15 protein-coding genes are annotated in these 22642 nt (G+C 67.1%); 6 read left to right on the top strand and 9 right to left on the bottom strand.

Features of this window, described 5'->3' with window-relative positions:
* The first annotated feature begins 603 nt into the window (after positions 1-603).
* The gene (locus tag G578_RS0117220) at positions 604-5571 is read left to right on the top strand and encodes an Ig-like domain-containing protein (RefSeq protein ID WP_028795305.1); all 4968 of its coding nucleotides are present in this window, start codon (positions 604-606) and stop codon (positions 5569-5571) included.
* Between the two features lie 97 nt (positions 5572-5668).
* Here G578_RS0117220 and G578_RS0117215 read toward each other — a convergent pair whose 3' ends face one another.
* A complete protein-coding gene (locus G578_RS0117215) occupies positions 5669-6073 on the bottom strand; it encodes a hypothetical protein (RefSeq protein ID WP_028795304.1) in 405 nt (134 codons plus the stop codon).
* On the opposite strand from G578_RS0117215, the gene G578_RS26815 reads away from it, so the two are divergent.
* Both G578_RS26815 and rpoH read left to right on the top strand, forming a co-directional pair.
* A complete protein-coding gene (locus G578_RS26815; RefSeq protein ID WP_211228951.1) occupies positions 6072-7112 on the top strand; it encodes an RluA family pseudouridine synthase in 1041 nt (346 codons plus the stop codon). The genes G578_RS0117215 and G578_RS26815 overlap by 2 nt on opposite strands.
* Positions 7113-7232: 120 nt before the next feature.
* A complete protein-coding gene (rpoH, locus tag G578_RS0117205) occupies positions 7233-8132 on the top strand; it encodes an RNA polymerase sigma factor RpoH (protein ID WP_028795303.1) in 900 nt (299 codons plus the stop codon).
* A gap of 84 nt (positions 8133-8216) precedes the next feature.
* Here the strand turns inward: rpoH and G578_RS26810 are convergent, their stop codons facing one another.
* The 7 genes from G578_RS26810 to G578_RS0117170 all read right to left on the bottom strand — a co-directional run bounded on the left by G578_RS26810 (position 8217) and on the right by G578_RS0117170 (position 17308).
* Positions 8217-8720, bottom strand: coding sequence for a hypothetical protein (locus G578_RS26810; RefSeq protein ID WP_051244959.1), 504 nt, complete (start codon positions 8718-8720; stop codon positions 8217-8219).
* A 34-nt stretch (positions 8721-8754) separates the two neighbouring features.
* On the bottom strand, positions 8755-10755 hold the full coding sequence (locus G578_RS0117195; RefSeq protein ID WP_028795302.1) for a protein kinase family protein: 2001 nt from the start codon (positions 10753-10755) through the stop codon (positions 8755-8757).
* 103 nt (positions 10756-10858) lie between these two features.
* Positions 10859-12151, bottom strand: coding sequence for an adenylosuccinate synthase (locus G578_RS0117190; protein ID WP_028795301.1), 1293 nt, complete (start codon positions 12149-12151; stop codon positions 10859-10861).
* Positions 12152-12190: 39 nt separating this feature from the next.
* Positions 12191-13351 (bottom strand): ATP phosphoribosyltransferase regulatory subunit, encoded by a 1161-nt coding sequence (locus tag G578_RS0117185; protein ID WP_028795300.1) that lies wholly within the window; start codon positions 13349-13351, stop codon positions 12191-12193.
* A gap of 422 nt (positions 13352-13773) precedes the next feature.
* Positions 13774-14646: a 3-hydroxyacyl-CoA dehydrogenase family protein gene (locus G578_RS0117180; RefSeq protein WP_028795299.1), complete on the bottom strand. Its 873-nt coding sequence runs from the start codon at positions 14644-14646 to the stop codon at positions 13774-13776.
* Between the two features lie 103 nt (positions 14647-14749).
* Positions 14750-16531 carry an acyl-CoA dehydrogenase gene (locus G578_RS0117175; RefSeq protein ID WP_028795298.1) on the bottom strand — a complete coding sequence of 594 codons (1782 nt, stop codon included), beginning with the start codon at positions 16529-16531 and terminating at the stop codon, positions 14750-14752.
* Positions 16532-16534: 3 nt separating this feature from the next.
* Complete coding sequence (locus tag G578_RS0117170) at positions 16535-17308, bottom strand: SDR family NAD(P)-dependent oxidoreductase (protein ID WP_028795297.1); 774 nt, start codon at positions 17306-17308, stop codon at positions 16535-16537.
* A gap of 236 nt (positions 17309-17544) precedes the next feature.
* Here G578_RS0117170 and G578_RS0117165 point away from each other — a divergent pair, with 236 nt between their 5' ends.
* Positions 17545-19110, top strand: coding sequence for a peroxidase family protein (locus tag G578_RS0117165; RefSeq protein WP_028795296.1), 1566 nt, complete (start codon positions 17545-17547; stop codon positions 19108-19110).
* Positions 19111-19129: 19 nt separating this feature from the next.
* Here the strand turns inward: G578_RS0117165 and G578_RS0117160 are convergent, their stop codons facing one another.
* Positions 19130-19411 carry a hypothetical protein gene (locus G578_RS0117160; RefSeq protein ID WP_139189441.1) on the bottom strand — a complete coding sequence of 94 codons (282 nt, stop codon included), beginning with the start codon at positions 19409-19411 and terminating at the stop codon, positions 19130-19132.
* Positions 19412-19602: 191 nt separating this feature from the next.
* Here G578_RS0117160 and G578_RS0117155 point away from each other — a divergent pair, with 191 nt between their 5' ends.
* Positions 19603-20571 carry a glycine--tRNA ligase subunit alpha gene (locus G578_RS0117155; RefSeq protein ID WP_051244958.1) on the top strand — a complete coding sequence of 323 codons (969 nt, stop codon included), beginning with the start codon at positions 19603-19605 and terminating at the stop codon, positions 20569-20571.
* The gene (gene glyS, locus G578_RS0117150) at positions 20564-22633 is read left to right on the top strand and encodes a glycine--tRNA ligase subunit beta (RefSeq protein ID WP_028795293.1); all 2070 of its coding nucleotides are present in this window, start codon (positions 20564-20566) and stop codon (positions 22631-22633) included. The genes G578_RS0117155 and glyS overlap by 8 nt, the downstream gene beginning before the upstream one ends.
* Positions 22634-22642 lie beyond the last annotated feature (9 nt).

Raw genomic sequence — 22642 nt, 5'->3', positions numbered from 1 at the left:
CCGCTCTATTTTATTGTTTTAGAGGCAAATTCACTGACCATACTGAATCATGAGATGATTCAGTATGGTCAGATTTGGCTCTAGAAATCGCGTGGTAGGCGGTTCGCTCTGCCGACGCGCAGGGATTGCGGCGTGCTCCCGCGGTCCGGAAGTCTTCCCATTCGTTCATTCAGCCGTCTCGCAGACATCTCGCGCCAGGCCGGACGGTCGGCGCTGCACTTCTGTCGGGCTTCAACACTCGTTTCGCCCTGTTCCAGCGGCGGGTCGATCAGCAGTGGAGGACACAATTCCGAATAATATAATATTCATATTTCGAATAGTCAGACTGACCTATTATACTCTTTAATAGAGAATTTTGGAACAATAAAACGACTATTGAGGATATAATAAATTTAGATATTCTATTAAAACGATTCAGCGACTCAGCCTACCGACACCCCCCAACCGGGATGATCTCGGAAGCACGGCAGACACCATATGGACGTTCGACTCGCACCAATGTCTGACTTGGGTGGGCCACCCGTCGGAGGGGATTCCCGGCCGCCGGTGCTGCGGTGTTTGAACCCGAGTTTTGCAGAGAAAGTCGATATTTTACAAAGGAGTATGGGGTGCGAGCTTCTGTTCGTCGATCGCGGCGTACAGTATAGCGCGACGCTGATCCGCGGGCTGAGGCACGGCATCGAGCTCGTCCGGCTTCCCCATCGCGGCGACGGTCTGGCGGCAATGGCCAGTGCCATGACACGGCACGGCTCGATCAAGGCCTTGCACATTCTGTCCCATGGGTCGCCGGGCGCGCTTAGGTTGTGCGGGTCGGTTGTCGATGAGGTCGCGTTGGACGCCGCGGTTGGATATGTTGACAGCATCCGTTCGCGCCTTGCCGTCGGGGCCGAACTGCTGATCTACGGCTGCTCGGTGGCCAAGGGCGACACAGGGGCCGCGTTCGTCGAAAGGCTGGAGCGGCTGTTCGACTGTCCGGTCCGGGCCTGCGGCCAACCGGTCGGCGGCGATGCGCTCGGCGGCGTGTGGCCGGAGACCGCCACGATCCCCCTGGCATTTGGTCGGCGAGCCCGCGCGGTCTATCCGGCACTCTTGGCGACGGAGACGTTTCCCGACGCTTCGGCCTTCCGTGTCTATTCGACGCTGACCCCTTACGAGGAGGGTGCGGTCACGGTGCGGCTCGAACCGTCGGACCTGTTTACCCCATTGTCTTCCCCGCCTGAAAAAGATGTCGGCCTGGCGGTTCCCGCCTTCAACGTTGACACCATCCCGCCGCGAACCCTGGCGCCGCCGGATCTGGTGGCGACGAGCGATCTCGGCGTCTCGTCGAGCGACAATGTCACCAGTTCGCCGACTCAGGAGTTTTCCGGGTCGGCGGTGTCCGGCGACATCGTCAGCATCCTGGTCGGCGGCGTAACGGCCAACACGGTCACCGCCGTCGGGGGCTCCTGGACCTATACCCACACGCTGACGGCAGGATCCTACGCGATCACCGTTCAGGCGACGGACACGGCCGGAAATGTGGGCGCCCGTTCCTCCGCGCTTGAGCTGGTCATCGATACTTCGGCGCCGGGAGTGGCACTAAAGCCGGATTTATTTGCCGCAGGTGACAGCGGCTCAAGTAACTCCGACAACATCACGAACCTCTCTCAGCCGACCGTTTCCGGAGTTGGTGCGGCACCAGACAGTGTTGTGCACGTGCTTGTCGACGGAGCGACTTTGGGAAGTGTCGTGGCCGATTGGGTGGGAGACTGGGTCTATGCATTCTCCAGCCCGCTGAGCGAGGGGCCTAACGTGATTACCGCCGTTGCAAGCGACGTGGCGGGCAACACTGCGGCCCCCAGCCCCGGGCTCACGGTGGTGCTCGATACCACCGCACCCGCTCTCGCCGCTCCCGACCTTTTCGCAGCTTCCGATACCGGCATTTCGGCCACCGACAACATCACCAATTCGCCGACCCACCAGTTCACCGGCTTCGCGTCAAACGGCGACGTGATCCGCATCTTCGTTGATGGGCGGACGGTCAACACGGTGACCGCGACGGATGGGTCCTGGTCCTATACTCATACGCTGGGACCGGGCACCTACGACGTGACGGTGCAGGGCAGGGACCTAGCCGGCAATGTTGGTGCCGCATCGCCGGCGCTCAGCCTGACCGTCGACACGACAGCCCCCGGTATCCTCGCCGCGCCGGACCTCCTGGCCGCCAGCGACACCGGTGTGTCCTCCCTCGACAACATCACGACCGCCGCCATTCAGCATCTGACGGGATCGGCGGCCAGCGGCGACATCGTCAGTGTCCTGGTCGACGGCGTCACCTCGAACACGGTCCTGGCGTCCGGCGGGTCCTGGTCCTATGCCCACACCCTCGCGGAGGGCAGCTACGAGATCGCGGTCCGGGCCACCGATGCGGCCGGAAATACCGGGCCGATCTCCGAGGCTCTGTCGGTGACCGTAGACACCACCGCACCAGCGGCAACCCCCGACCAGCCCAATCTGTCGCCGGCGAGCGACAGCGGCTCCAGCGCAACCGACAACATCACGAATGTGACGCGGCCCACCATCGTCGGCGCCGGTGCGGGCGCTGGCGGGCTGGTCCGCGTTCTCCTGGACGGGGATGAGGTCGGCGTGGCGACGGCCGACGGGGTAGGGGCCTGGAGCTTCACCTTTGCCGAGGCGCTGACGGACGGTAGCCGGAGCATCATCGTGCTCTTCGAGGACGTGGCGGGCAATCGCGGTCCGGCGAGCCCGGCCCTGGTTCTGCAGGTCGATTCCGTGGCGATCGCGCCCGACCTTCCGGATCTGGTCGCCGCCAGCGACACAGGTCTCAGCAACTCTGACAACATAACCACCGTCGCGAACCCGACGATCCAGGGTGCCGGGGCGGAGACCGGCGCGCGGCTCCACATACTCGACGACGGCGTGACGGTCGGCAGCGTGACCGCCACCGATGCCGGGGCGTGGAGCTATAGCTTCACCTCCGGCCTGTCGGAAGGCGTCAACGCCATCACGGTTATTCAGACGGACCTGGCCGGCAACGCCAGCCCGGTCTCGCCGAGCCTGAGCGTCGTCCTGGACACCACCGCCCCGACCGCCCTCGCCGCACCGGACCTGCTGGGGGAGAGCGATGCCGGGGTTTCCGCCACGGACAACGTTACCGCCTCCACCACCCAGGTCCTCACCGGCTCCGCGACCGACGGCGACCACGTGCATGTCATCGTCGACGGCGTGACCGGCGGCACGGTCGTCGCCTCGGGCGGGTCGTGGTCCTATGCCCTTACCCTTGGGGAGGGCAGCTACGCCGTCGCTGTCGGTGTTACCGATGCGGTCGGCAATGTCGGGCCGGTTTCCAGCAGTCTCGGTCTCGTCGTCGACACGACCGCGCCGGCCGCGTCGGGGCCGCCCGACCTGATCGCGACCAGCGACAGTGGGACGAGCGCCACGGACAACCTCACGAATGTCGCGACGCCGACCGTGTCGGGCGATGGGGCCGAGGTGGCGGCGCTGGTCCATATCCTGGTTGGCGGCACGACAATGGGCTCGACGGTCGCCGGCACGACGGGCGCATGGAGTTTCACCTTGTCCGAAGCGCTGGCCGACGGAACCCATGCCATCTCCGTCGTCGCCGAGGACATTGCCGGGAACGAGGCGGCGTCCGGCCAGACGATGACCATCGAGATCGACGGAACCGCGCCGGCCGCGCCCCCTGCGACGGCCGTGCCGGATCTGATCGACGCCAGTGACGACGGTGCCAGCGGGACGGACAACGTCACCACAATCGCCACCCCGAGCTTCTCCGGGACGAATACGACCGCCTCGTCCGTGCACGCCCTGCTGGCGAACGGGGTGACGATCGGCGGTTTTGTCAGCGAGGCGGACGGCAGCTATCAGGTCACGGCGCGGTCCCTGGCGCCGGGCGGCTATGGCATCACCATTCGCGAACTCGACGCCGCCGGCAATGCCTCGGCGGACTCCCAAGCGCTGACCCTGACCGTTGCCGCACCGCCCAGCAGCGGGGGAGGCGGCGGCTCTGGTGGCGGTGGTGGAAGCGGCGGGGGCGGAGGTGGCGGCGGAGGCGTGGTCGCTCCGCCAGCACCGCCCACACCCCCGACGGTACCGTCCGTGCCGGCGACAACCAACACGACCACCACCACGACGACGTCCAGCACCGGGGCGGTCGTCACCACGCAGACCCAGACAATCCAGAACACCTCCACCACGGCGACCGCCTCTGCATCCCTCGTCCAGAACACGGGGTCCGGCGGAAATGCCGTCACCGCCACCCTTCCGGCCCAAACATCGATCATCGCGGAAGGTCCGAGTGCCGCCCAGACGCCGGAAGACGCCCTGTCCACCCTGCTCGCGGCGGCGGATGCCCGGCAGGCCGGGAGCGGCGCGGAGTTGATCTCCGGTCTGCAGACCTTCATCAGCCGGCTGGGAACCACTGCGACGCTCGATGTGCGCACACTCGTCCCGACCGCCACGGTGACAAGCCTGTCGGCCCCGATCGCCATTTCCGGCACCCAGTCCGACGGTGCAGCCGGATCCGAGGCCTTCGTCATCGATGTGCGGTCCCTGCCCGTCGGTTCGGTCCTGCAGCTCGACAACATCGCATTCGCCAGCATCATCGGCTCGGCCACGGTGAACGGCGGCAGCGGCGACAACTTCGCGACGGGGGACAGCGCCTCCCAGTTCATCTCCCTCGGGGAAGGCGACGACACGCTGCTCGGCGGCGATGGCGACGACACGATCGGCTCCGGCTCCGGAGACGACAGTCTGGACGGCGAAGGCGGCAACGACCGGGTCTTCGGAGGAGAAGGCAATGACACCGTCGTCGGCAGCGCCGGGGCCGACGTGGTCTACGGCAATCAGCAGGCGGACCTGCTCTACGGCAACCGGGACAGCGACACGCTGTTCGGCGGCCAGGAGTCCGATACGCTGTACGGCGGCAAGGACGATGACGTTCTGTACGGCAATGTCGCCGGGGACAGCCTGTCGGGACAGCTCGGCAACGACACGCTGTTCGGCGGCCAGGGGGACGATCTGCTCCGGGGCGGGGAGGGGGACGACCGGCTGGTCGGCAACCGGCACGACGATACCCTCTCAGGGGGCGTCGGGGACGACTCCCTTTCCGGCGGCGCCGATGCGGACGTGCTCTGCGGCGGGGTCGGGGACGACCGGCTGAACGGAGGGGAGGGCGACGACACGCTCTATGGCGGCGCTGCCGGCGGTTCCGTGGGGATCGACGTGCTCGACGGCGGTGCGGGCAACGACGTCCTGATCGGCGGGGCGGGTGTTGACTGGATCTATACCGGCTTCGGCCGGGACGCCGTCTATATCGAGGCGTCCAACGGCTTCGACGTGATCGTCGATCTGGACGTCGCCGCCGGCGACATCGTGCACATCGCGACCAACGTCAACGGCTCGGGGCTGGTCAGCTTCGCCGGGATCCGGGCGGCCGCCGGCGACAATACGGATGGCGACGCCGAGATCGATCTCGGCGGCAACAACTACGTTCGGATCATGGGGATGACCAGCGCCCAGTTCACCTCCGACATGTTCCAGTTCTTCTGAGGCTCCCGGTCTTATGAGGTCCCAGGTCCTATAAGGTGCCCGGTCTTCTGAGGATCCTGGAACCGCTCGGTACCGGCGTGTCACCGGCCTTCCTGTATCAGCGGCCTTCCTGTGTCAGCGTCAGCAGGCCGAGCCGCGCGCCGGTGTCGGCGTCGAGCAGCAGGATTGCCGTGCCGCCGCCCGACAGCGCCAGCCGGACCACCAACCGCCGGCCGTCGGCCTGCACGTCGACCACACGGGACCGCGCCGGGATGGCGATGTCCTGTGTGCCCGGCGCACCGGGAGCCGCGGTGGCGGCGGCGGCGGGCGAGGGTGTAACCGGTGCGGTGGCCTGCGGCTCCTCCCCCGCGCCGGAGAGGCGCTTGGCGATGGTGACGCCGATCACCGCCAGCCCGACCACGATCATGATCCCCATCACGACGCTGGCGATCTTGACGACGCCGAGATACGGGACCTCACGCCGCTTCTCCCCGGAAGGGCCTTCGCCTATGGTGCCGCTCATGAGCGATGATCCCATCCTGTCTGATGCCGACGCCCTGGCGCCGGATGCCGAAATTCTGGTTGTCGAAGCCTCCGGCGACGTCCTGGCGGCTTTGCCGGCCGATCGTCTGGATCGCTGGCTCGCCGGCGCGGTCGAGCGCCTGGAGGAGGCGCCGCTGCTGTCCCGATCCCGGTTGAAGTCCTTGATCCAGCAGGGAAATGTCAGCGACGGTGCGACGACGATAACCGACCCCTCGGCGGCGGTCAAACTGGGTGCGCAGTACCGCATCACCCTGCCGCCACCGGAGGATGCCGAGCCCGAGGGCCAGGACCTGCCGCTGACGGTGCTGTTCGAGGATGCAGACCTGATCGTCATCGACAAGCCGGCGGGTATGACGGTCCATCCGGCCCCCGGGTCGCCGCGCGATACGCTGGTGAACGCGCTGATCTCCCATTGCGGCGACAGCCTGTCCGGCATCGGCGGGGTCCGGCGGCCCGGGATCGTGCACCGCATCGACAAGGACACTTCGGGGCTGCTGGTGGTGGCCAAGACCGATCGGGCCCATGCGGCACTGGCGGCCCGCTTCGCCGCCCATGACATCGACCGGGCCTACCGGGCGGTCTGCTTCGGCCATCCGGTGCCGCCGGCCGGCACCATCGACGCGCCCGTCGGCCGCCATCCCAAGGACCGCAAGCGCATGGCCGTGGTGAGCGAGGCAAAGGGTCGCTACGCGGTGACCCATTACCGATCGCTGGAGCGGCCTGACGGGGCGGCCCTGCTGGAATGCCGGCTGGAGACCGGCCGCACCCATCAGATCCGGGTGCATCTGAGCCATATCGGCCATCCGCTGATCGGCGATCCGGTTTATGGCCGCGGACACGGGGGGCGGGTGTCGCGGATTCCGGCCGGCGCGCGCGAGGCGGTCCGGCATTTTCCCCGCCAGGCCCTGCATGCCGCGGTACTCGGCTTCGACCACCCGGTGACCGGCGAGCCGCTGAGTTTCGAAAGTCCGCTGCCCGAGGACCTCATCACGCTTCTGCGAGCGTTGCGCGGTGCCTGACGGGCTGCCTTCAAATTGCCACCGCAGACCCTAAATATAGGATCTGCGGGAGCGGGTCTTCGCGTGCCCGGCTTTCTCTAAAGACCTTGGAATTAGACGACCGAACCGGAAGGAAACCGCATGGCGTCGAGCGGCAACACACTGCCCACGATCAGCGTCGAAGGCAATCTGTCACGGTACCTGCAGGAAATCCGCAAGTTTCCGATGCTCGAGCCGGAGGAGGAGTACATCCTCGCCAAGAACTGGCGCGAGCATGAGGATACGGACGCGGCCCACAAGCTAGTCACCAGCCACCTGCGCCTCGTGGCGAAGATCGCCATGGGCTATCGCGGCTACGGTCTGCCGGTCGCCGAGCTGATCTCCGAGGGCAATGTCGGCATGATGCAGGCGGTGAAGCGGTTCGATCCGGAACGCGGCTTCCGCCTGGCGACCTATGCCATGTGGTGGATCCGCGCGTCGATCCAGGAGTACATCCTGCATTCCTGGTCGCTGGTGAAGATGGGCACCACCGCCGCTCAGAAGAAGCTGTTCTTCAACCTGCGCAAGCTCAAGGGCCAGATGCAGGCGATCGAGGACGGCGACCTGTCGCCGGACAAGGTCACCGCCATCGCCGAGCGGCTGGACGTGACCGAGGCCGACGTCGTCTCTATGAACCGCCGCCTGGCGAGCCCCGACCACTCGCTGAACGCGCCGCTGCGGATCGACGGCGAGGGCGAGTGGCAGGATTGGTTGGTCGACGACAACCAAGTCAGCCAGGAGACACGTCTGGCCGAGGACGAGGAACTGCAGAAGCGGCGCCTGCTTCTCAACAAGGCCATGGAGACCCTGAACGACCGCGAACGTCACATCCTGACCGAGCGGCGCCTGCGCGACGACCCGACCACCCTGGAGGATCTGAGCCAGGAATACGGCATCAGCCGCGAGCGGGTCCGCCAGATTGAGGTACGGGCCTTCGAGAAGCTGCAGAAGTCGATCAAGAACGCCGCGATGGAACAGAAGCTCCTGAAGGATCATGCCTAAAGCACGATCGGTTCAGATCGAATCATTCTGAACTGTATTTCAATACACTGAAAACTCCGCAAACGACGCGCGGGTGCGAAGGACCTACTCTTCGCGCCCGCCGCCCCGCCGGGCTCCCTTCTTGGCGTCGTCCTCGTCCCGGTCGGCGCTACCGGCCACGCCCGGCCCCCATTCCTCCACCAGATCCCGCTGCCGCCGCCGCAGCCGCTCGACCCGCTGGTCGGCGCGCATGGCGATGAACATGCCGACGATCCCCGGCGCGACGAAGTAGATCGCCCAGCCGATTGCGGCCGCCCCGAACATCACCAGCCAGGTGAAGGGCGAGCTGATCACCTGGAACGCATGCTCATAGGTATGGTCCTGGGTCCACAGCTCGATCAGGAACGGCAGCACACCGGTGAAATTTATGCAGCCGACGCAGAGGGTCGCGTATTTCTCCCGCCGCCGGTCGGTGAGCATGGCGGCCAGGGTCGGCGTCATGCCGATCACCAGCAGCATCATCGACGGCAGGAACAGAACGGCGCCGCCGGCGACGAGCACGAACATGATGGTCTTGGTGGCGGCGGAGCTGGCGGCGTTGGCACTCATCGGGGGCTAGGGGTCCTGGATCAGGTAAAAGGCGTTACAGCATGAACATGACGATGATGGCGGTCGATCCCAGGCTCCCCACGACACCCGAGGTGACGGCGGCGACCTGCTCGCCCAACTCGGTCGCCATATGTTCCCGGTTGTTCAATTCCAGGGTGAGCTGCTCGATCTGCGCGCCGCAGTAACGGTGCTCCTGCTGGGCCTGGGCATAGCCGTGCTGGTCGCGCTGGATCGCCTTCTGGTCGGCATAGATCGCCTGCAGCTCCATCAGCATGCCGGTTTCCGCGGCCCGGGCGACGTTCGCCTCGATGGCCTTGCGCTGCTTGAGATTGTGGAAGCTGTTGACCGCCGGCTCCATCAGCTCCGCGAACCAGGCGGCCAGGGTCGGCGCCGGGCCGTTCTTGCTCATGGTCTGGATCCGGGCCAGCAGCGAAAGGGCGGCGAGGATGTGGTCGGTGCCGCCCTGGTTGTTGTTGGAGAGGGCGCGCAGGTGTCGCTCGTCCACGTCGGCGGTGCGGGCGGCTGCGAACGCGGCGATGTGCCGGTCGATCGGCATGCGCGGCCGGTCCCGACTCTTCGAGGCGCCTTCCAGGGCCGGGATCAGCCGGTCGATGGTGGTGACGAAGAACGGCTCGATCAGCGGCGACTGACAGTGCAGGTGCTTGTTCAGCTCGTACAGCACCCGCTCGATGCCGTAGCCGATGCCGGTCATGTTCAGCGGTACTGGCAGTTTGTCGAACAGGCCGTACATCTCGTTCAGATCGGCGCGGTTGCGGGTCTGCAGCGACATCCAGGCGCCGATGAACTTTCCATTGATGAAGTCGGCCACCTTCTGGCGGATGTCCTCGCGGTCGAAGCCGATCGCCAGCGCCGCACCGACGCCGTCCACATGGGCGCTGAAGCCCTTGTGGCGCAGGGGAGCGTTCGCATCCAGGGCCATGCAGGCGCGGGTGACCAGCCGGGGGTTCTCGCTGTCCGGGGTCTTGGCCAGGAGGGCCTGGCTGCCCAGGGTCTTGTTCATGGCGTCGATGACCCGCTCGTCGGTGAGGCTGCGGCGGATCCAGTTGTCGAAGTCCTGGCCGCGCACCACCTCGCCGGCTACCAGCCAGTTGCGGCCCAGCGCCTCGGCGACCGACCGCACGTTGTCGTGGTCGCGGCCGGCGATGTTGATCGGGCGCGCCGCCTTCGGCGGCAGCTTCGCCTGCTTCGGCGTGAGGCGGCGGCCGCCGATCCACAGCTCGACCTCGCGCACCGACCAGCGGTCCTTCGGGTCGTCGGCGAGCAGGCCGCGCAGCAGCTCGACCATGTTCATCTGAATCCGGTGGCCGGCGGTGAGCGCGGCGTAGGAGCTGATGGCGATCTTCCGCTCGATGATCTCCGTCGGTGACATCGCGTGCTGCGGATTGCGGCCGAGCAGCAGGAAAATGACGCAGACTCCGATGGCGTAGAGGTCGTCGGAGACGCCACCCCGGCCGCGCGCCTCCGGATCGGCCATGCCCTGTTCCAGGGTCTCGCAGAAGGTCGGATTGTGCAGGCCGGGCGGGGCGGTGAGCGCGTCGCCCAGGATGATGTGACGCTTGCCGGAATCCGAATAGAACAGGTTGTCCGGCCGGATCGCGCGGTGCGGCACGCCGCGGGCCGACATGTCCCGCAGCACGCCCATCGCGGGGGTGAGAAAGTTGCGGGTGATGACCTCGTCGCTCATCGGCTCGATCGTGTCGGAGATCTTCGACGCGATACGGCCGCCGAGCGGCTTTTCGTAGACCACCACCGCCAGGCGCCGGTTGAGGGGACGCCAGGTGACCACCCCCCATTCCACGAGGCGGATCAGCCCGTTGGTGGTGAACCCGCGCATGGATTCCAGATCGTCGTGGCGATGCGGGATGCTCGGATCGCAGACATAGGCGATCATCTCGCCCTGGCTTTCCCGCCGGGCTTTCGCGGCATAGGCCGCCGCGTTCTGGATATTGAACTCAGGGAGCGGGTGATCGGCGTCGATCTCGACCCGCTCCTTGAGGACGATTGGCTCCGCCACGTGAGGATCCTCCAGCCGCGCGAATCAGGACGCGCGGCCGAAGTCTAGCACGCGGTTCGGCGAGGTCGAAGACCCGCGCCAGCCGCCGGTTGTGTGGTTAAGATCAGTCGGCGAACGGGTCTTCCATGAGGATCGTGTCCTCGCGCTCCGGCGAGGTCGACAGCAGGGTGACCGGCGCGCCGATCAGTTCTTCCACCCGACGGATGTACTTGATCGCCGGTGCCGGAAGCTGACCCCAGGAGCGCGCGCCCTTGGTGCTCTCGCTCCAGCCCTCGATGGTCTCGTAGATCGGCTCCACCCGCTGCTGGGCGCCCATGCCGGCCGGGAAGTAGTCGATGGTCTCGCCGTCCAGCTTGTAACCGGTACAGACCTTCAGCTCGGTCAGCCCGTCCAGGACGTCCAGCTTGGTCAGCGCGATGCCGGTGATGCCGCCGGTGCGCACCGCCTGGCGGACCATCACGGCGTCGAACCAGCCGCAGCGCCGGGCCCGGCCGGTGACCACGCCGAACTCCCGGCCGCGCTCGCCCAGCAGCTTGCCGATCTCGTCGGTCAGCTCGGTCGGGAAGGGGCCTTCGCCGACCCGGGTGGTGTAGGCCTTGGCGATGCCGAGCACGGTGCCGATGGAGGTCGGGCCGATGCCGGAGCCGGTGGCGGCCTGGCCGGCGACGGTGTTGGAGGATGTCACGAACGGATAGGTGCCATGATCGACGTCCAGCATCACCGCCTGGGCGCCCTCGAACAGGATACGCTTGCCGGCGCGCCGGGCGGCGTCGAGCCGCTCGGAGACGCGGCAGGCATAGGGCAGGATCTTCGGCGCGATCTCCATCAGCTCGGCGACCAGTTTGTCGGCGTCGATCTCCGGCTGGCCGAGGCCGCGCAGATAGGCGTTGTGGTGCTCGGCGAGATAGGCGGCCTTGGCCTTCACCGTCTCCGGCTCGGCCAGATCGCCGACGCGGATCGCCCGGCGGCCGACCTTGTCCTCGTAGGCCGGGCCGATGCCGCGGCCGGTGGTGCCGATCTTCTTGTCGCCGCGCGCGCTCTCGCGCGCCTGGTCGAGCATCCGGTGCACCGGCAGGATCAGGGCGGCGACTTCGGAGACCTGCAGGTCCTCGGGGGTGAGGACGATGCCCTGCTCCTCGATCCGCTGCTTCTCGGCGACGAAGGCCCAGGGATCGACCACCACGCCGTTGCCGATCACCGACAGCTTGCCCTTGCGGACCACGCCGGAGGGCAGGAGGCTCAGCTTGAAGGTCTGGTTGCCGATGACCAGGGTATGGCCGGCGTTATGGCCGCCCTGGAACCGCACGACCACGTCGGCGCGCTCCGACAGCCAGTCGACGATCTTGCCTTTGCCCTCGTCACCCCACTGGGCGCCGATCACCGCGACATTGCTCATACCGTTGTCCTCAGTCTTGCGAGCCGCTCCGGCCCGAGCTCAGTTCAGCGCGGCCACCTGGCCGTCGCGCAGAATGAAAGTGCAGCCCATGCGCCGGGCCTCGGCCTCGGCATCGTCCGCCGGTGTCAGCCCGGCCACCGTGATCCGGCCGTCTCGGCGCAGCGCCGCCGCCTGATCGCGCGGCGTGCCGTGCGGCACGAAGACCGTCTGCGGCTTCTTCGGGTCGGGCAGCGCCTGCAGCACCCGCTCCAGATACAGGGTGAAGCCGGTGGCCGTGCCCTCGGGGTCGTGGTTCGGCCGGTAGCGTCCGCCGCGGCCCATCTCGGCCCGCACGCCGCGGGCGAACAGGCTGAAGGCGATGCCGGTGTGATACTCGAACCCGCGGTTCTCGGCCGGGTCCAGGGTGATGGAAAGGTCGGGCTCGACCGCGGTCACCAGCTCGACCACCTCGGTCAGCCGGTCCAGTGCTTCGCGGGCATCTCCGGGGAGGTCAAGCCGGGACAGGGCCTGCATCGCTTCGGTGCGCGGTCCGGCGGCCTCCAGCAGGCCGACCAGCACGGCGGCACCGTCACCGGCGATTTCCTCCACCGCAGCCACGTCCTTGCGGTCGATCGCCTGGCGCAGGGCGGAGAGCGGTTTTGCCGGCAGGCCGAGCTTGGCCAGCACCGAGGGCACCAGAGTCGGCACCATGAGGTCGAGGGAGATGCGTTCCACGCCGACCGCGCGCAGGGCCTCGATCGCCACCAGGATGATCTCGGCATCGGCCTCGGCGGTCGGGCTGCCGATCAATTCGGCGCCGACCTGGACGACCTCGCGTTCCGGGTTGAGCTGGTTGGCGGTGGTGCGCAGCACCTCGCCCGCATAGCAGAGCCGCACCGGGCGCGGCGCGTTCTTCAGCCTTGTGGTGGCGATGCGGGCCGCCTGCGCCGTCATGTCGGCGCGCAGGCCCATCATGCGCTGGGAGATCGGGTCCATCAGCCGGAACACGCGCTCTGCCGTGGCGGCACCGGGCCCCTGGAGCAGGCTGGTCTCGAACTCGATCAGGGGCGGCTTGACCCGCAGGTAGCCGTGACCGGTGGCGGTCGACATCATGGCGTCGATCAGCCGGGCCTCGTTGGCCGCGTTCGGGGCGAGGATGTCGCGAAACCCCGCCGGCAGAAGGGCGGTCAGGGCAGGATCCAGGACGGGATCGTCGGTCACGGGACGCAGATACCTTCGGGTCGTCGCAGTTCCACCGTCAGGTGGCGCCCTCTGTTAGAGGAAAGCGCGCGCCAGGGCAACGGGGGAGGCGGGATTCCTCCCCCACCCACTCTTCTCCGTCTTCCCGACCATGTGCCGGGACCGAGGCGAGCGGCGTGCCGGAGCGCCGGAGGAGGATCGTTCCGGCGTTCCAGCGCTCCTCGCCCTGGGCCCCGGGGCAGGCCCGGGGAGACGGTTGTGGGGGAGGGGGTGCCGGAGTGCCGGGTGCCCTTACCGCGATACTCCCTGTCTTCCCGGCTTTGCGCCGGGACCGAGGGAAGCCGCGTGCTGGAGCGCTGGAACGATCTCCCCCGGCGCTCCGGCATTCCTCATCCTGGGCCCCGGCACGGGGCCGGGGAGACGGGCAGGGTAGGGCTGTGCGGTCAGTCGACCCGCTTGCCGTCCTGGTAGCGGTACCAGCCGCGGCCGTAGCGGCGGCCGAGGCGGCCGGCGGCGTGGAGCTGCTTGATGGTCGGCCGGGTGTGCATCCGGTCGCCATAGGCGTCTTCCAGGATCTGGCTGACCTTCAGGGTCAGGTCGATGGTGATGTTGTCCATCAGCTCGAACGGGCCGACCGGGTGGCCGAGGCCGAGGCGGCAGCCGGTGTCGATATCGGCCGGGGTGGCGGCCCCTTCCTCGACCAGGCGGATCGCCTCGTCCCACATGGCGAACAGGATGCGGTTGACCGCGAAGCCGACCACGTCCTTGACCTGGATCGGGGTCTTGCCCGGCAGCTCGACCATGGCGGTGGCGCGCTTCACCACCTCCGGATCGCTGTCCATGCCGCTGATCACTTCCACGAGCTTCATCCGGCTGACGGGGGAGAAGAAGTGCAGGCCGAGGAAATTGCCCTGGCGCTCCTCGGAGAAGTACGAGGCCAGCACCGAAATCGAGATCGACGAGGTGTTCGACGCGATGATCGCGTCCTTCTTGCAGACCTTGTCGAGCTCCTTGTAGAGCGCGCCCTTGGCCTCCTGGTCCTCGGTGATCGCCTCGATCACCAGGTCGCAGTCGCCATAGGTCGACACGTCGGTGAAGGTCTCGATATTGGCCAGCGCGCGGGGCTTGTCCTCCTCGGCGAAGAAGCCGCGGCCGATGCCGGAATCCAGCGTCTTCTCCAGCTTGGCCATCGCCTTGTCGACGTATTCCTGGCTGGCGTCCATCAGCCGGACCTTGACGTCGGCGAGCGCGAAGACCAGCGCGATTTCGGAACCCATCATGCCGGCGCCGCATACGCCGAGACGTTGGATGGTCATGGGATCGTCCTCCAGAACGGGTGAGCCACAAAGCGGCGGAATGTCTTAATAGGTGAGACGGCGATTCACGGCTCAGATCGTTTCGATCTGAACCGATCGCGGTCTAGAACCAGCTCTCTTGCACATCGACAAGCGTGGCGTCGAGAGATTGCAGCAGCCGGGCGCGCTGTTCGGCCCGCGGCAGCTCCCAGCGGGCGACGTAGCGGGCCGCGGCCAGCTTGCCCTGGGCGAAATCCCCGCCCTCCCGCGCGGCGGCGATCGCCTGCCGTGTCCAGATCCAGCCGAACACGGTCAGCCCGGCGAGGTCCATATAGGCCTCGGCATTGGCGAGATGGTGGATCGGGCCGATCTCGGGGGCGGCCTGGGTCAGTTCGCGGGTGGTCTCGACCAGCCAGTTGCGGGCGATGCGGGTGGCGTCGCGGATCTCTGCGGTCTCGGGGATATCGGCGGCCTGGATGATCGTGTCGTCGATCGCCTCGATCACCGCGGCGAAGGCGGCGCCGTGGTTCTGCGCGGCCTTGCGGCCCAGCAGGTCGATCGCCTGGATCGCGTTGGTGCCCTCGTGGATCGGGTTCAGCCGGTTGTCGCGGTAGAACCGCTCGACCGGGAAGTCGCGGGTGTAGCCGTAGCCGCCGAAGATCTGGATGGCGTTGTGGTTGGCCACCAGTGCCTGGTCGGAGAACCAGGCCTTGATGATCGGCGTCAGGAAATCGAGCATCAGGCCCTCGCGCCGCCGGATGTCGGGCGCGGGGTCGTGGTTCATCCGGTCGATGCGCATGGCCAGGTCCAGCGCCAGCATCAGCCCGCCCTCGGCCACCGCCTTCTGCTGCAGCAGCATGCGTTTGACGTCGGCATGCTCGATCAGCGGCAGTTGCGGCGTGGTCGGGTCCTTGTCGCCCGGATGGCGGCCCTGGGGCCGCTCGCGGGCATAGGCCAGGCTCTCCAGATAGCCCCGATAGGCCAGCATAATGGCGCCGAAGGCCACGCCGACCCGGGCCTCGTTCATCATGTGGAACATCTGCAGCAGGCCCTTGTTCGGCTCACCGACGATCCAGCCGATGCAGTCGTCCTCCTCGCCGAAGCTGAGCGCGGTGTTGACCGTGCCGCGATAGCCCATCTTGTGGTTCAGCCCGATCAGCCGCACACCGTTCGGCACGCCGGCCACGCCCGTCTCGTCCAGGCGGTAGCGCGGCACGATGAACAGGCTCAGCCCCTTCACTCCTTCCGGCGCCCCCTCGATTCGGGCGAGCGTCATGTGGACGATGTTCTCGGAGATCTCGTGCTCGCCGCCGGAGGTCCACATCTTGGAGCCCTTGATGGCGTAGGTGCCGTCGTCCAGTAGCCGCGCGGTGGTGCGCACGTCGGACAGCGACGAGCCGGCCTGCGGCTCCGACAGCGCCATCGTGCCGAGGAACCGGCCCTCCAGCATCGGCTGCATCCAGACCCGCTGCTGTTCCTCCGACCCGTGGGCGAGGATCAGGTTGGCCGCCGCGATGGTCAGGAACGGATAGGCGGCGGTCGGCACGTTGGCCGCCTTGAAATGGGCGAAGGCGGCTTGCTGGATGGTCCAGGGAAGCTGCATCCCGCCGCGGCCGGCATCGTGGTGGGCGGCCATGAACCCGGCCTCGGAGAAGGCGCGCACCGCGTCGGCGATCTCCGGGATCAGCACGACCTTGCCGTTCTCCAGATAGGGCTCGTTGGCGTCGGCCTTGGCGGCGTGCGGCAGGAACTTGTCCTCCGCGATGCGCCGTGCGGTCTCGATCACCGCCTCGAAGGTTTCGCGCCCGTGATCGGCGAAGCGCTCGTAGCCGGTGAGCTGTTCGGCGTCGAGGACGCGCCAGAGGGCGAAGTCCAGGTCGCGGGGATCGATCAGGGGCGTGGCCATGGCTCAGGCTACCAAGAAGCCGCCGTCGACGGTCACCACCGTCCCGGTCATGTATTTCGAGGCCTCGGAAGCCAGCAGCAGCAGGCCGCCGTCCAGATCCTCCGACTGGCCGAGCTGGCGCTGGGGGATGCCCTTGACCAGCTTCTCGCCGGCCGGGGTGTGGAAGAAGTCGGTGTTGATCGGCGTCTCGATATAGCCCGGCGCAAGGGCGTTCACCCGCACCCCGACCCGCGCCAGCTCCAGAGCCATGGACTTGGTGAGCTGGATCAGCGCCGCCTTGGAGGTGCAGTAGCCCGAAAGGTGGCCGATCACGCTCTGACCCAGCACGCTGGCGATGTTGATGATCGAGCCGCCCTCGCCGCCCTCGCCATGGCGGGCGGCCATCCGTCGCGCGGCCTCCTGGCCGGCGAGGAAGCAGCCCTTCAGGTTGGTGTCGAGCACCGAATCCCAGTCCTCGACGCTCATCTCCAGGAACGGCTTGGTCACCGCGATGCCGGCGTTGTTCACCAGGATGTCGACCGTGCCGAGCTCCGCTTCCGTGGCGTCGAAGGCGGCGCGGACCGAGTCCAGATCGGTCACGTCCATGGCGATGGCGGCGGCGGTCCCGCCGGCCGCCTCGATCTCGCCCTTCAGCGCTTCCAGCTTGCCGGTCTGGCGCGAGGCCAGGGCCACTTTCGCGCCCGCCTCGGCCAGGGTCTTGGCGAAGCCGGCCCCCAGCCCCTGGCTCGCCCCGGTGACGAGCGCGGTCTTGCCGGAGAGGTCGAAACGGTTGGCCATGGGCGGGGTCTCCTAAGTCGAAATGCGTGGCCGACTCATAGCTCCCCAAGGGGGCGCGCGCCACCCCACAACCGGACGGCGACCGGCGTCGGCGCCTCAAAGAAGGGTGTGCGTTCATTTCCTGTTAACCACGTGGCAAAGACCACTGCCGCGCCCCGTCGGAGGGCGCACAAGGGCGCCGGATCCTCCGGGGTCCGTGGCGGGCGGGGAGCCGCCTCTTCGATAGGGAAGAGGACATGGATATGCATTTCAGTCAGCAGGATGGTGCGGAGACCGAGGGTCAGACGGCAGGGCGCGGCGCCTTCGGCTATCTGTTCGAGGATGCCGCCCGGTCGCCGGACTGTCTGCTGCCGGCATGCGACCGCACGGTGAACGGACTCCTGGATCTGGGCGCGGCCATGGGCGATCCGGGCACCCGGGCCGATGCCGAGATCCGCACCGACGGCACCCTGCCGGCGGTCATGACCTATTTCGCCCGGTTCATTGCCCACGACCTGACGGCCCGGATCGACCGGAAGGCCGGCCCGACCCCCTTGCCGGACGGCGCGATTCCAGAGGGCGCGGCACCAGACTGCGCACGCGATGTCGCCGCCGGGTCCGTTCTGGCGCCGATGGCCCCGGATCTGTTGGTCCGGCGGATCGTCAACGGCCGCCGCCCGCAGTTCGACCTCGCCAGCCTCTACGGCGACGGCCCCGGTCTGGGGGCGGCGCTCGGCTGCCCCGACCGGATCGGCGCCAGCTCCGACCAGCTCTATGACGGGTTGCGCCTGAAGGTCCGGTTCGACCGCGACGGGCGGCTCGATCTGCCGCGTCATGTCGACGGCGTCTTGGCCGGGCGGGCGATCGTCGGCGACGGGCGCAATGACGGGTGCCTGAACCTGAGTCAGTTCCACGCGGCGATGCTGCGCTTCAACAACGTGGTGTTCGAGAGCACCCATGGATGCTCGACCCAGAGCCGGTGGAGCCAGACCCGCCGGCTTGTGCGCTGGGCCTATCAGTACCTTGTCGTGAACGCGTTCCTGCCCGCGGTCTGCGATGCGGAGGTGCTGGCAGACGTGACGGCCAACGGCCCCCGGTTCTTCCGGCCGTCCGGCGGCGCCGCGGCCATGCCTCTGGAGTTCGCGCTGGGCGCTTTGCCGTTCGCGGACTCGATGGTGCGACCGGCCTACACGGTCAACGACGGGCTGACCCTGACCCTCGACGAGGCCCAGGATCCGCCCGGCCGGCTGGTCGGACCGGACCACCGGCTGAAGCCGGAGGCGGTGATCTGCTGGCGCAACTATGTCGATCTCGCGGAGGCGGGCATCCCCGGCCCGCAGCGGGCGCGGCCGATCGGGCCCCGCCTGACCCGGGGGCTGGGCGGCCGCACCGACGCGGTGCGGGCGATGACCGGGCGGGCGCAACGCCGTCTGCTTCAAGGCTATCTCAGCAGCCTGCCGACCGGCCAGGCGGTGGCCCGTCGTCTCGGTCTGGTGCCGATGAGCACGGAGCAGGTCGCCGGGGACGATCCGGTGCTGGCCCGCGCCGTCGCCGCCGGCGGCTTCGCGGACCGCACGCCGCTGTGGTTCTACGTTCTGCGCGAGGCGGCGGCGTTGAGCGGCGGGCGTACCCTCGGGCCGGTGGGCAGCCGGCTGCTGGCCGACGTCGTGCTCGGCCTGCTGCGGGCCGACCCCAACAGCTATCTGAACCATCAGGGCAACCGGGCGGTCACCGCTCGCGGCATCGAGATCACCTCGGGGCTGAGCGCCACGACGATCGGCTCGCTGGCCGATGTCGTGCGCTATGCCGGGCTGCGGCGATAACATCAGGAGGGCGATAGCCTCAGGAATTGGGGTGCGAGTCGATTTCCTTGGATGCGATGGCCGCGCCGTCAGGGGCGCCGGGCGCCAGATCCTTCAAGATCAGCGCGGTCTCTTCGGGCGTACCGCAATTGGCGATGATCGTGGGGTAGGGCGCGTCCATCCCGGTGTGAATCGAGGCGTCGATCTGCCGCTCGCACGCTGCGCGGGACTGGAAGACCTCGGCGCCGGTGTCGAGCAGGTCGCACTGGTTGCCCGCGTCGGAGCAACCGAACATGCTGAGGATGATGAGTACCTTTTCCATGTCGAGTAACCACCTTTCTCTCTGATAACGAGACCGGTGGGGGTGCGGTTCCATTCCTTGAGCCGTATCGGGAGTCTTTGCAGGGCGTTATCCGCCGCCGACTGCAGTGCGGCATGACTCCATCGCGCCTTGATTTGGGCCCGGTGCCCGTCTAGTTTCTCGCACCCGCGAAATCCCGCGAGAGACGAGACATGCCCGACGGCGACAGGCCCGGCACTGCGCATCAGCCACGCACCGATTTTCAGTCCCTGATTCTGACGCTCCAGGCCTATTGGGCGAGCAAGGGCTGCGTGATCCTTCAGCCTTACGACATGGAAGTGGGGGCGGGCACGTCGCATCCGGCGACGACCCTGCGCTCGCTCGGTCCGGACGACGTGTGGCGCACCGCCTATGTGCAGCCCTCGCGGCGGCCGACGGACGGCCGCTACGGCGAGAACCCGAACCGGCTGCAGCACTATTACCAGTTCCAGGTCCTCGTGAAGCCGTCGCCGGTCGACAGCCAGGAGCTCTATCTCGGCTCGCTGCGCGCCATCGGCCTCGACCCTCTGGCCCACGACATCCGCTTCGTGGAGGACGACTGGGAGAACCCGACGCTGGGCGCCTGGGGACTCGGCTGGGAAGTCTGGTGCGACGGGATGGAAGTGTCCCAGTACACCTATTTCCAGCAGGTCGGCGGCATCGACTGTTCGCCGGTCAGCCTGGAGCTGACCTACGGTCTGGAGCGTCTGGCGATGTACATCCAGGGCGTGGACGACGTGTATCACCTCGACTGGGACGGCATCCCGGAAGAGGAGGGCGGCAAGGTCTATGGCGACGTCTACAAGCAGGCGGAACTGGAGTTCTCGACCTACAATTTCGAATACGCCGACACCGACCAGCTGTTCCGCCGCTTTAGGGATTGCGAGGCCGAGTGCGCCAAGCTGCTGGAGGCGAACCTGCCGCTGCCGGCCTATGACCAGTGCCTGAAGGCCGGTCACTCCTTCAACCTGCTGGACGCGCGGGGCGTGATCAGCGTGACCGAGCGCCAGGCCTATATCGGCCGGGTGCGCACGCTGGCGAAGGGCTGCTGCGAGAAGTGGGTCGAGGTGAGCACCGCCTGGAAGGCCGATTGGGAAAAGAAGAAGGCGGAGGCCAAGCGCTCCGAGAAGAATGATGGCTGAACTGCTTCTGGAGCTGTTCTCAGAGGAGATTCCGGCGCGCATGCAGGCGCGTGCGGCGGAAGACCTCAAAGGGCTCGTCACCGGTAAGCTCAAGGCTGCGGGCCTGGAGTTTTCCAGCGCCGACGCCTATGTGACCCCGCGCCGGCTGACCCTGGTGGTCGACGGCCTGCCGGACAAGCAGCCGGACGTCAGCGAGGAGCGCCGCGGCCCGCGGGTGGACGCGCCGGAAAAGGCGATCCAGGGCTTCCTCGGCTCCACCGGCCTGACCCTGGACCAGTGCGAGAAGCGCGACACCGGCAAGGGCGAATTCTGGTTCGTGGTGATCGAGAAGAAGGGCGCGGCGACCGCCGACGTCCTGCCGGAGATCATTCTGTCGTCCATCCGCGAGCTGCCCTGGCCGAAATCCATGCGCTGGGGCCGCAACACCTTCCGCTGGGTGCGCCCGCTGCACCACATCCTCGCGGTGTTCGACGGCGCGGTGCTGGACGGCGGCCTGGACCTGGGCGAGACCCAGCTCACCTTCACCGGCGAGACGCGGGGCCACCGCTTCCTGGCGCCGGATGCCGTGACGGTCGGCTCGTTCCACGAGTACCGCACCGAGATCGGCGGCGCCTTCGTGATGCTCGACCGCGAGGACCGCAAGGAAGCCATTCTCGCCGAGGCCAAGGCCCTGTGCGAGGCCGAGGGGCTGGTGCTGCGCGACGACCCGGGCCTGCTGGACGAGGTCTGCGGGCTGGTCGAATGGCCGGTGCCGCTGATGGGCCGCATCGACGCCGAGTTCATGTCGGTGCCGCCGGAGGTGCTGATCACCTCCATGCGCAGCCACCAGAAGTATTTCGCAGTGGAGAAGCCCGATGGCGCCCTGGCCGACCGGTTCATCCTGGTCTCCAACATGGCGAGCGAGGAGACCCGCAACGCCAACATCGTCGCCGGCAACGAGAAGGTCCTGCGCGCGCGGCTGAGCGACGCCAAGTTCTTCTGGGACCAGGACCGGGCGGTGAAGCTCGCCGACCGCCGCGACGCCCTGCGCGACGTCAAGTTCTACGACAAGCTCGGCACCATGGCCGACAAGGTGGAGCGGGTGTCGCAGCTCGCCGCCGAGATCGCCCCGATGGTCGGCGCCGATGCCGACACCGCCCGCCACGCCGCAACCCTGGCCAAGGCGGACCTGACCACCGGCATGGTCGGCGAGTTCCCGGAGCTGCAGGGCCTGATGGGCCGGTACTATGCGCTCGACGCCGGCGAGGACGCTCAGGTGGCCGACGCCATCGCCCAGCACTACTCGCCCGTCGGCCCGACCGACACCTGCCCGACGGCGCCGGTCTCCGTCGCGGTGGCGATGGCCGACAAGATCGACACTCTGGTCGGCTTTTTTGGCATCGGTGAAACCCCGACCGGCTCCAAGGATCCGTTCGCATTACGTCGTGCCGCGCTCGGCGTGATCCGGCTGATCATCGAGAATGATCTGAGAATAGATCTTCATCGTCTGATTGACGCCAGCGAGGAGATTTATGGCCCGACGATCGATTCAACGGGCGGCTTTCTGCTCGCGTTCTTTGTGGACCGGCTGAAAGTTCATCTTCGGGGAGAGGGGGTACGTCACGATCTAATCGAGGCAGTATTCTCCCAAGAGGGTACTGGCGTTTTGGTGAGGTTGCTCGCGCAGACTAAAGCTCTATCTGAGTTCTTAGAGAGCGACGATGGTGTGAACCTATTGCGTGGGTATCGACGAGCCTCAAATATTTTGGTCGCAGAGGAATCCAAAGGTTTTACAGCCTATCCTGTCAATCCTGACCCTTCTCTGATGCTCGAGGAAGCCGAGTTGCGACTATTTGATGCGCTCAATGGAATGGTTGACTCGACAATTCGTCTAGTTAGGGAGGAACAGTTTGAAGCTGCGATGATCGGTCTCGCTAGTTTGAGGGAGCCGATTGATGCCTTTTTCGAAAGTGTGGTTGTCAATGCGGATGATCCAGCTTTGAGAATCAATAGGCTCAAATTGCTCGCGACAATTCGAGACGTGATGGAATCGGTCGCTGATTTCTCCAAGATTCAAGGCTGAGGGACAGAC

The organism is Thalassobaculum salexigens DSM 19539, from assembly GCF_000423805.1.
GTDB lineage: Bacteria > Pseudomonadota > Alphaproteobacteria > Thalassobaculales > Thalassobaculaceae > Thalassobaculum > Thalassobaculum litoreum.
Note: the sequence above shows the minus strand (reverse complement) of the source record. Positions and strands in the feature narration are given on the sequence as shown.

Excerpts from the sequence above, each read along its gene's own strand:
- G578_RS0117155 (WP_051244958.1), top strand. The coding sequence starts at position 19,603 with ATGCCCGACGGCGACAGGCCCGGCACTGCGCATCAGCCACGCACCGAT.
- G578_RS0117215 (WP_028795304.1), bottom strand. The coding sequence starts at position 6,073 with ATGAGCGGCACCATAGGCGAAGGCCCTTCCGGGGAGAAGCGGCGTGAG.
- G578_RS26815 (WP_211228951.1), top strand. The coding sequence starts at position 6,072 with ATGAGCGATGATCCCATCCTGTCTGATGCCGACGCCCTGGCGCCGGAT.
- G578_RS0117175 (WP_028795298.1), bottom strand. The coding sequence starts at position 16,531 with ATGGCCACGCCCCTGATCGATCCCCGCGACCTGGACTTCGCCCTCTGG.
- G578_RS0117165 (WP_028795296.1), top strand. The coding sequence starts at position 17,545 with ATGGATATGCATTTCAGTCAGCAGGATGGTGCGGAGACCGAGGGTCAG.
- G578_RS0117160 (WP_139189441.1), bottom strand. The coding sequence starts at position 19,411 with ATGGAAAAGGTACTCATCATCCTCAGCATGTTCGGTTGCTCCGACGCG.
- G578_RS0117170 (WP_028795297.1), bottom strand. The coding sequence starts at position 17,308 with ATGGCCAACCGTTTCGACCTCTCCGGCAAGACCGCGCTCGTCACCGGG.
- G578_RS0117180 (WP_028795299.1), bottom strand. The coding sequence starts at position 14,646 with ATGACCATCCAACGTCTCGGCGTATGCGGCGCCGGCATGATGGGTTCC.
- glyS (WP_028795293.1), top strand. The coding sequence starts at position 20,564 with ATGGCTGAACTGCTTCTGGAGCTGTTCTCAGAGGAGATTCCGGCGCGC.
- G578_RS0117190 (WP_028795301.1), bottom strand. The coding sequence starts at position 12,151 with ATGAGCAATGTCGCGGTGATCGGCGCCCAGTGGGGTGACGAGGGCAAA.
- G578_RS0117220 (WP_028795305.1), top strand. The coding sequence starts at position 604 with ATGGGGTGCGAGCTTCTGTTCGTCGATCGCGGCGTACAGTATAGCGCG.
- G578_RS26810 (WP_051244959.1), bottom strand. The coding sequence starts at position 8,720 with ATGAGTGCCAACGCCGCCAGCTCCGCCGCCACCAAGACCATCATGTTC.
- rpoH (WP_028795303.1), top strand. The coding sequence starts at position 7,233 with ATGGCGTCGAGCGGCAACACACTGCCCACGATCAGCGTCGAAGGCAAT.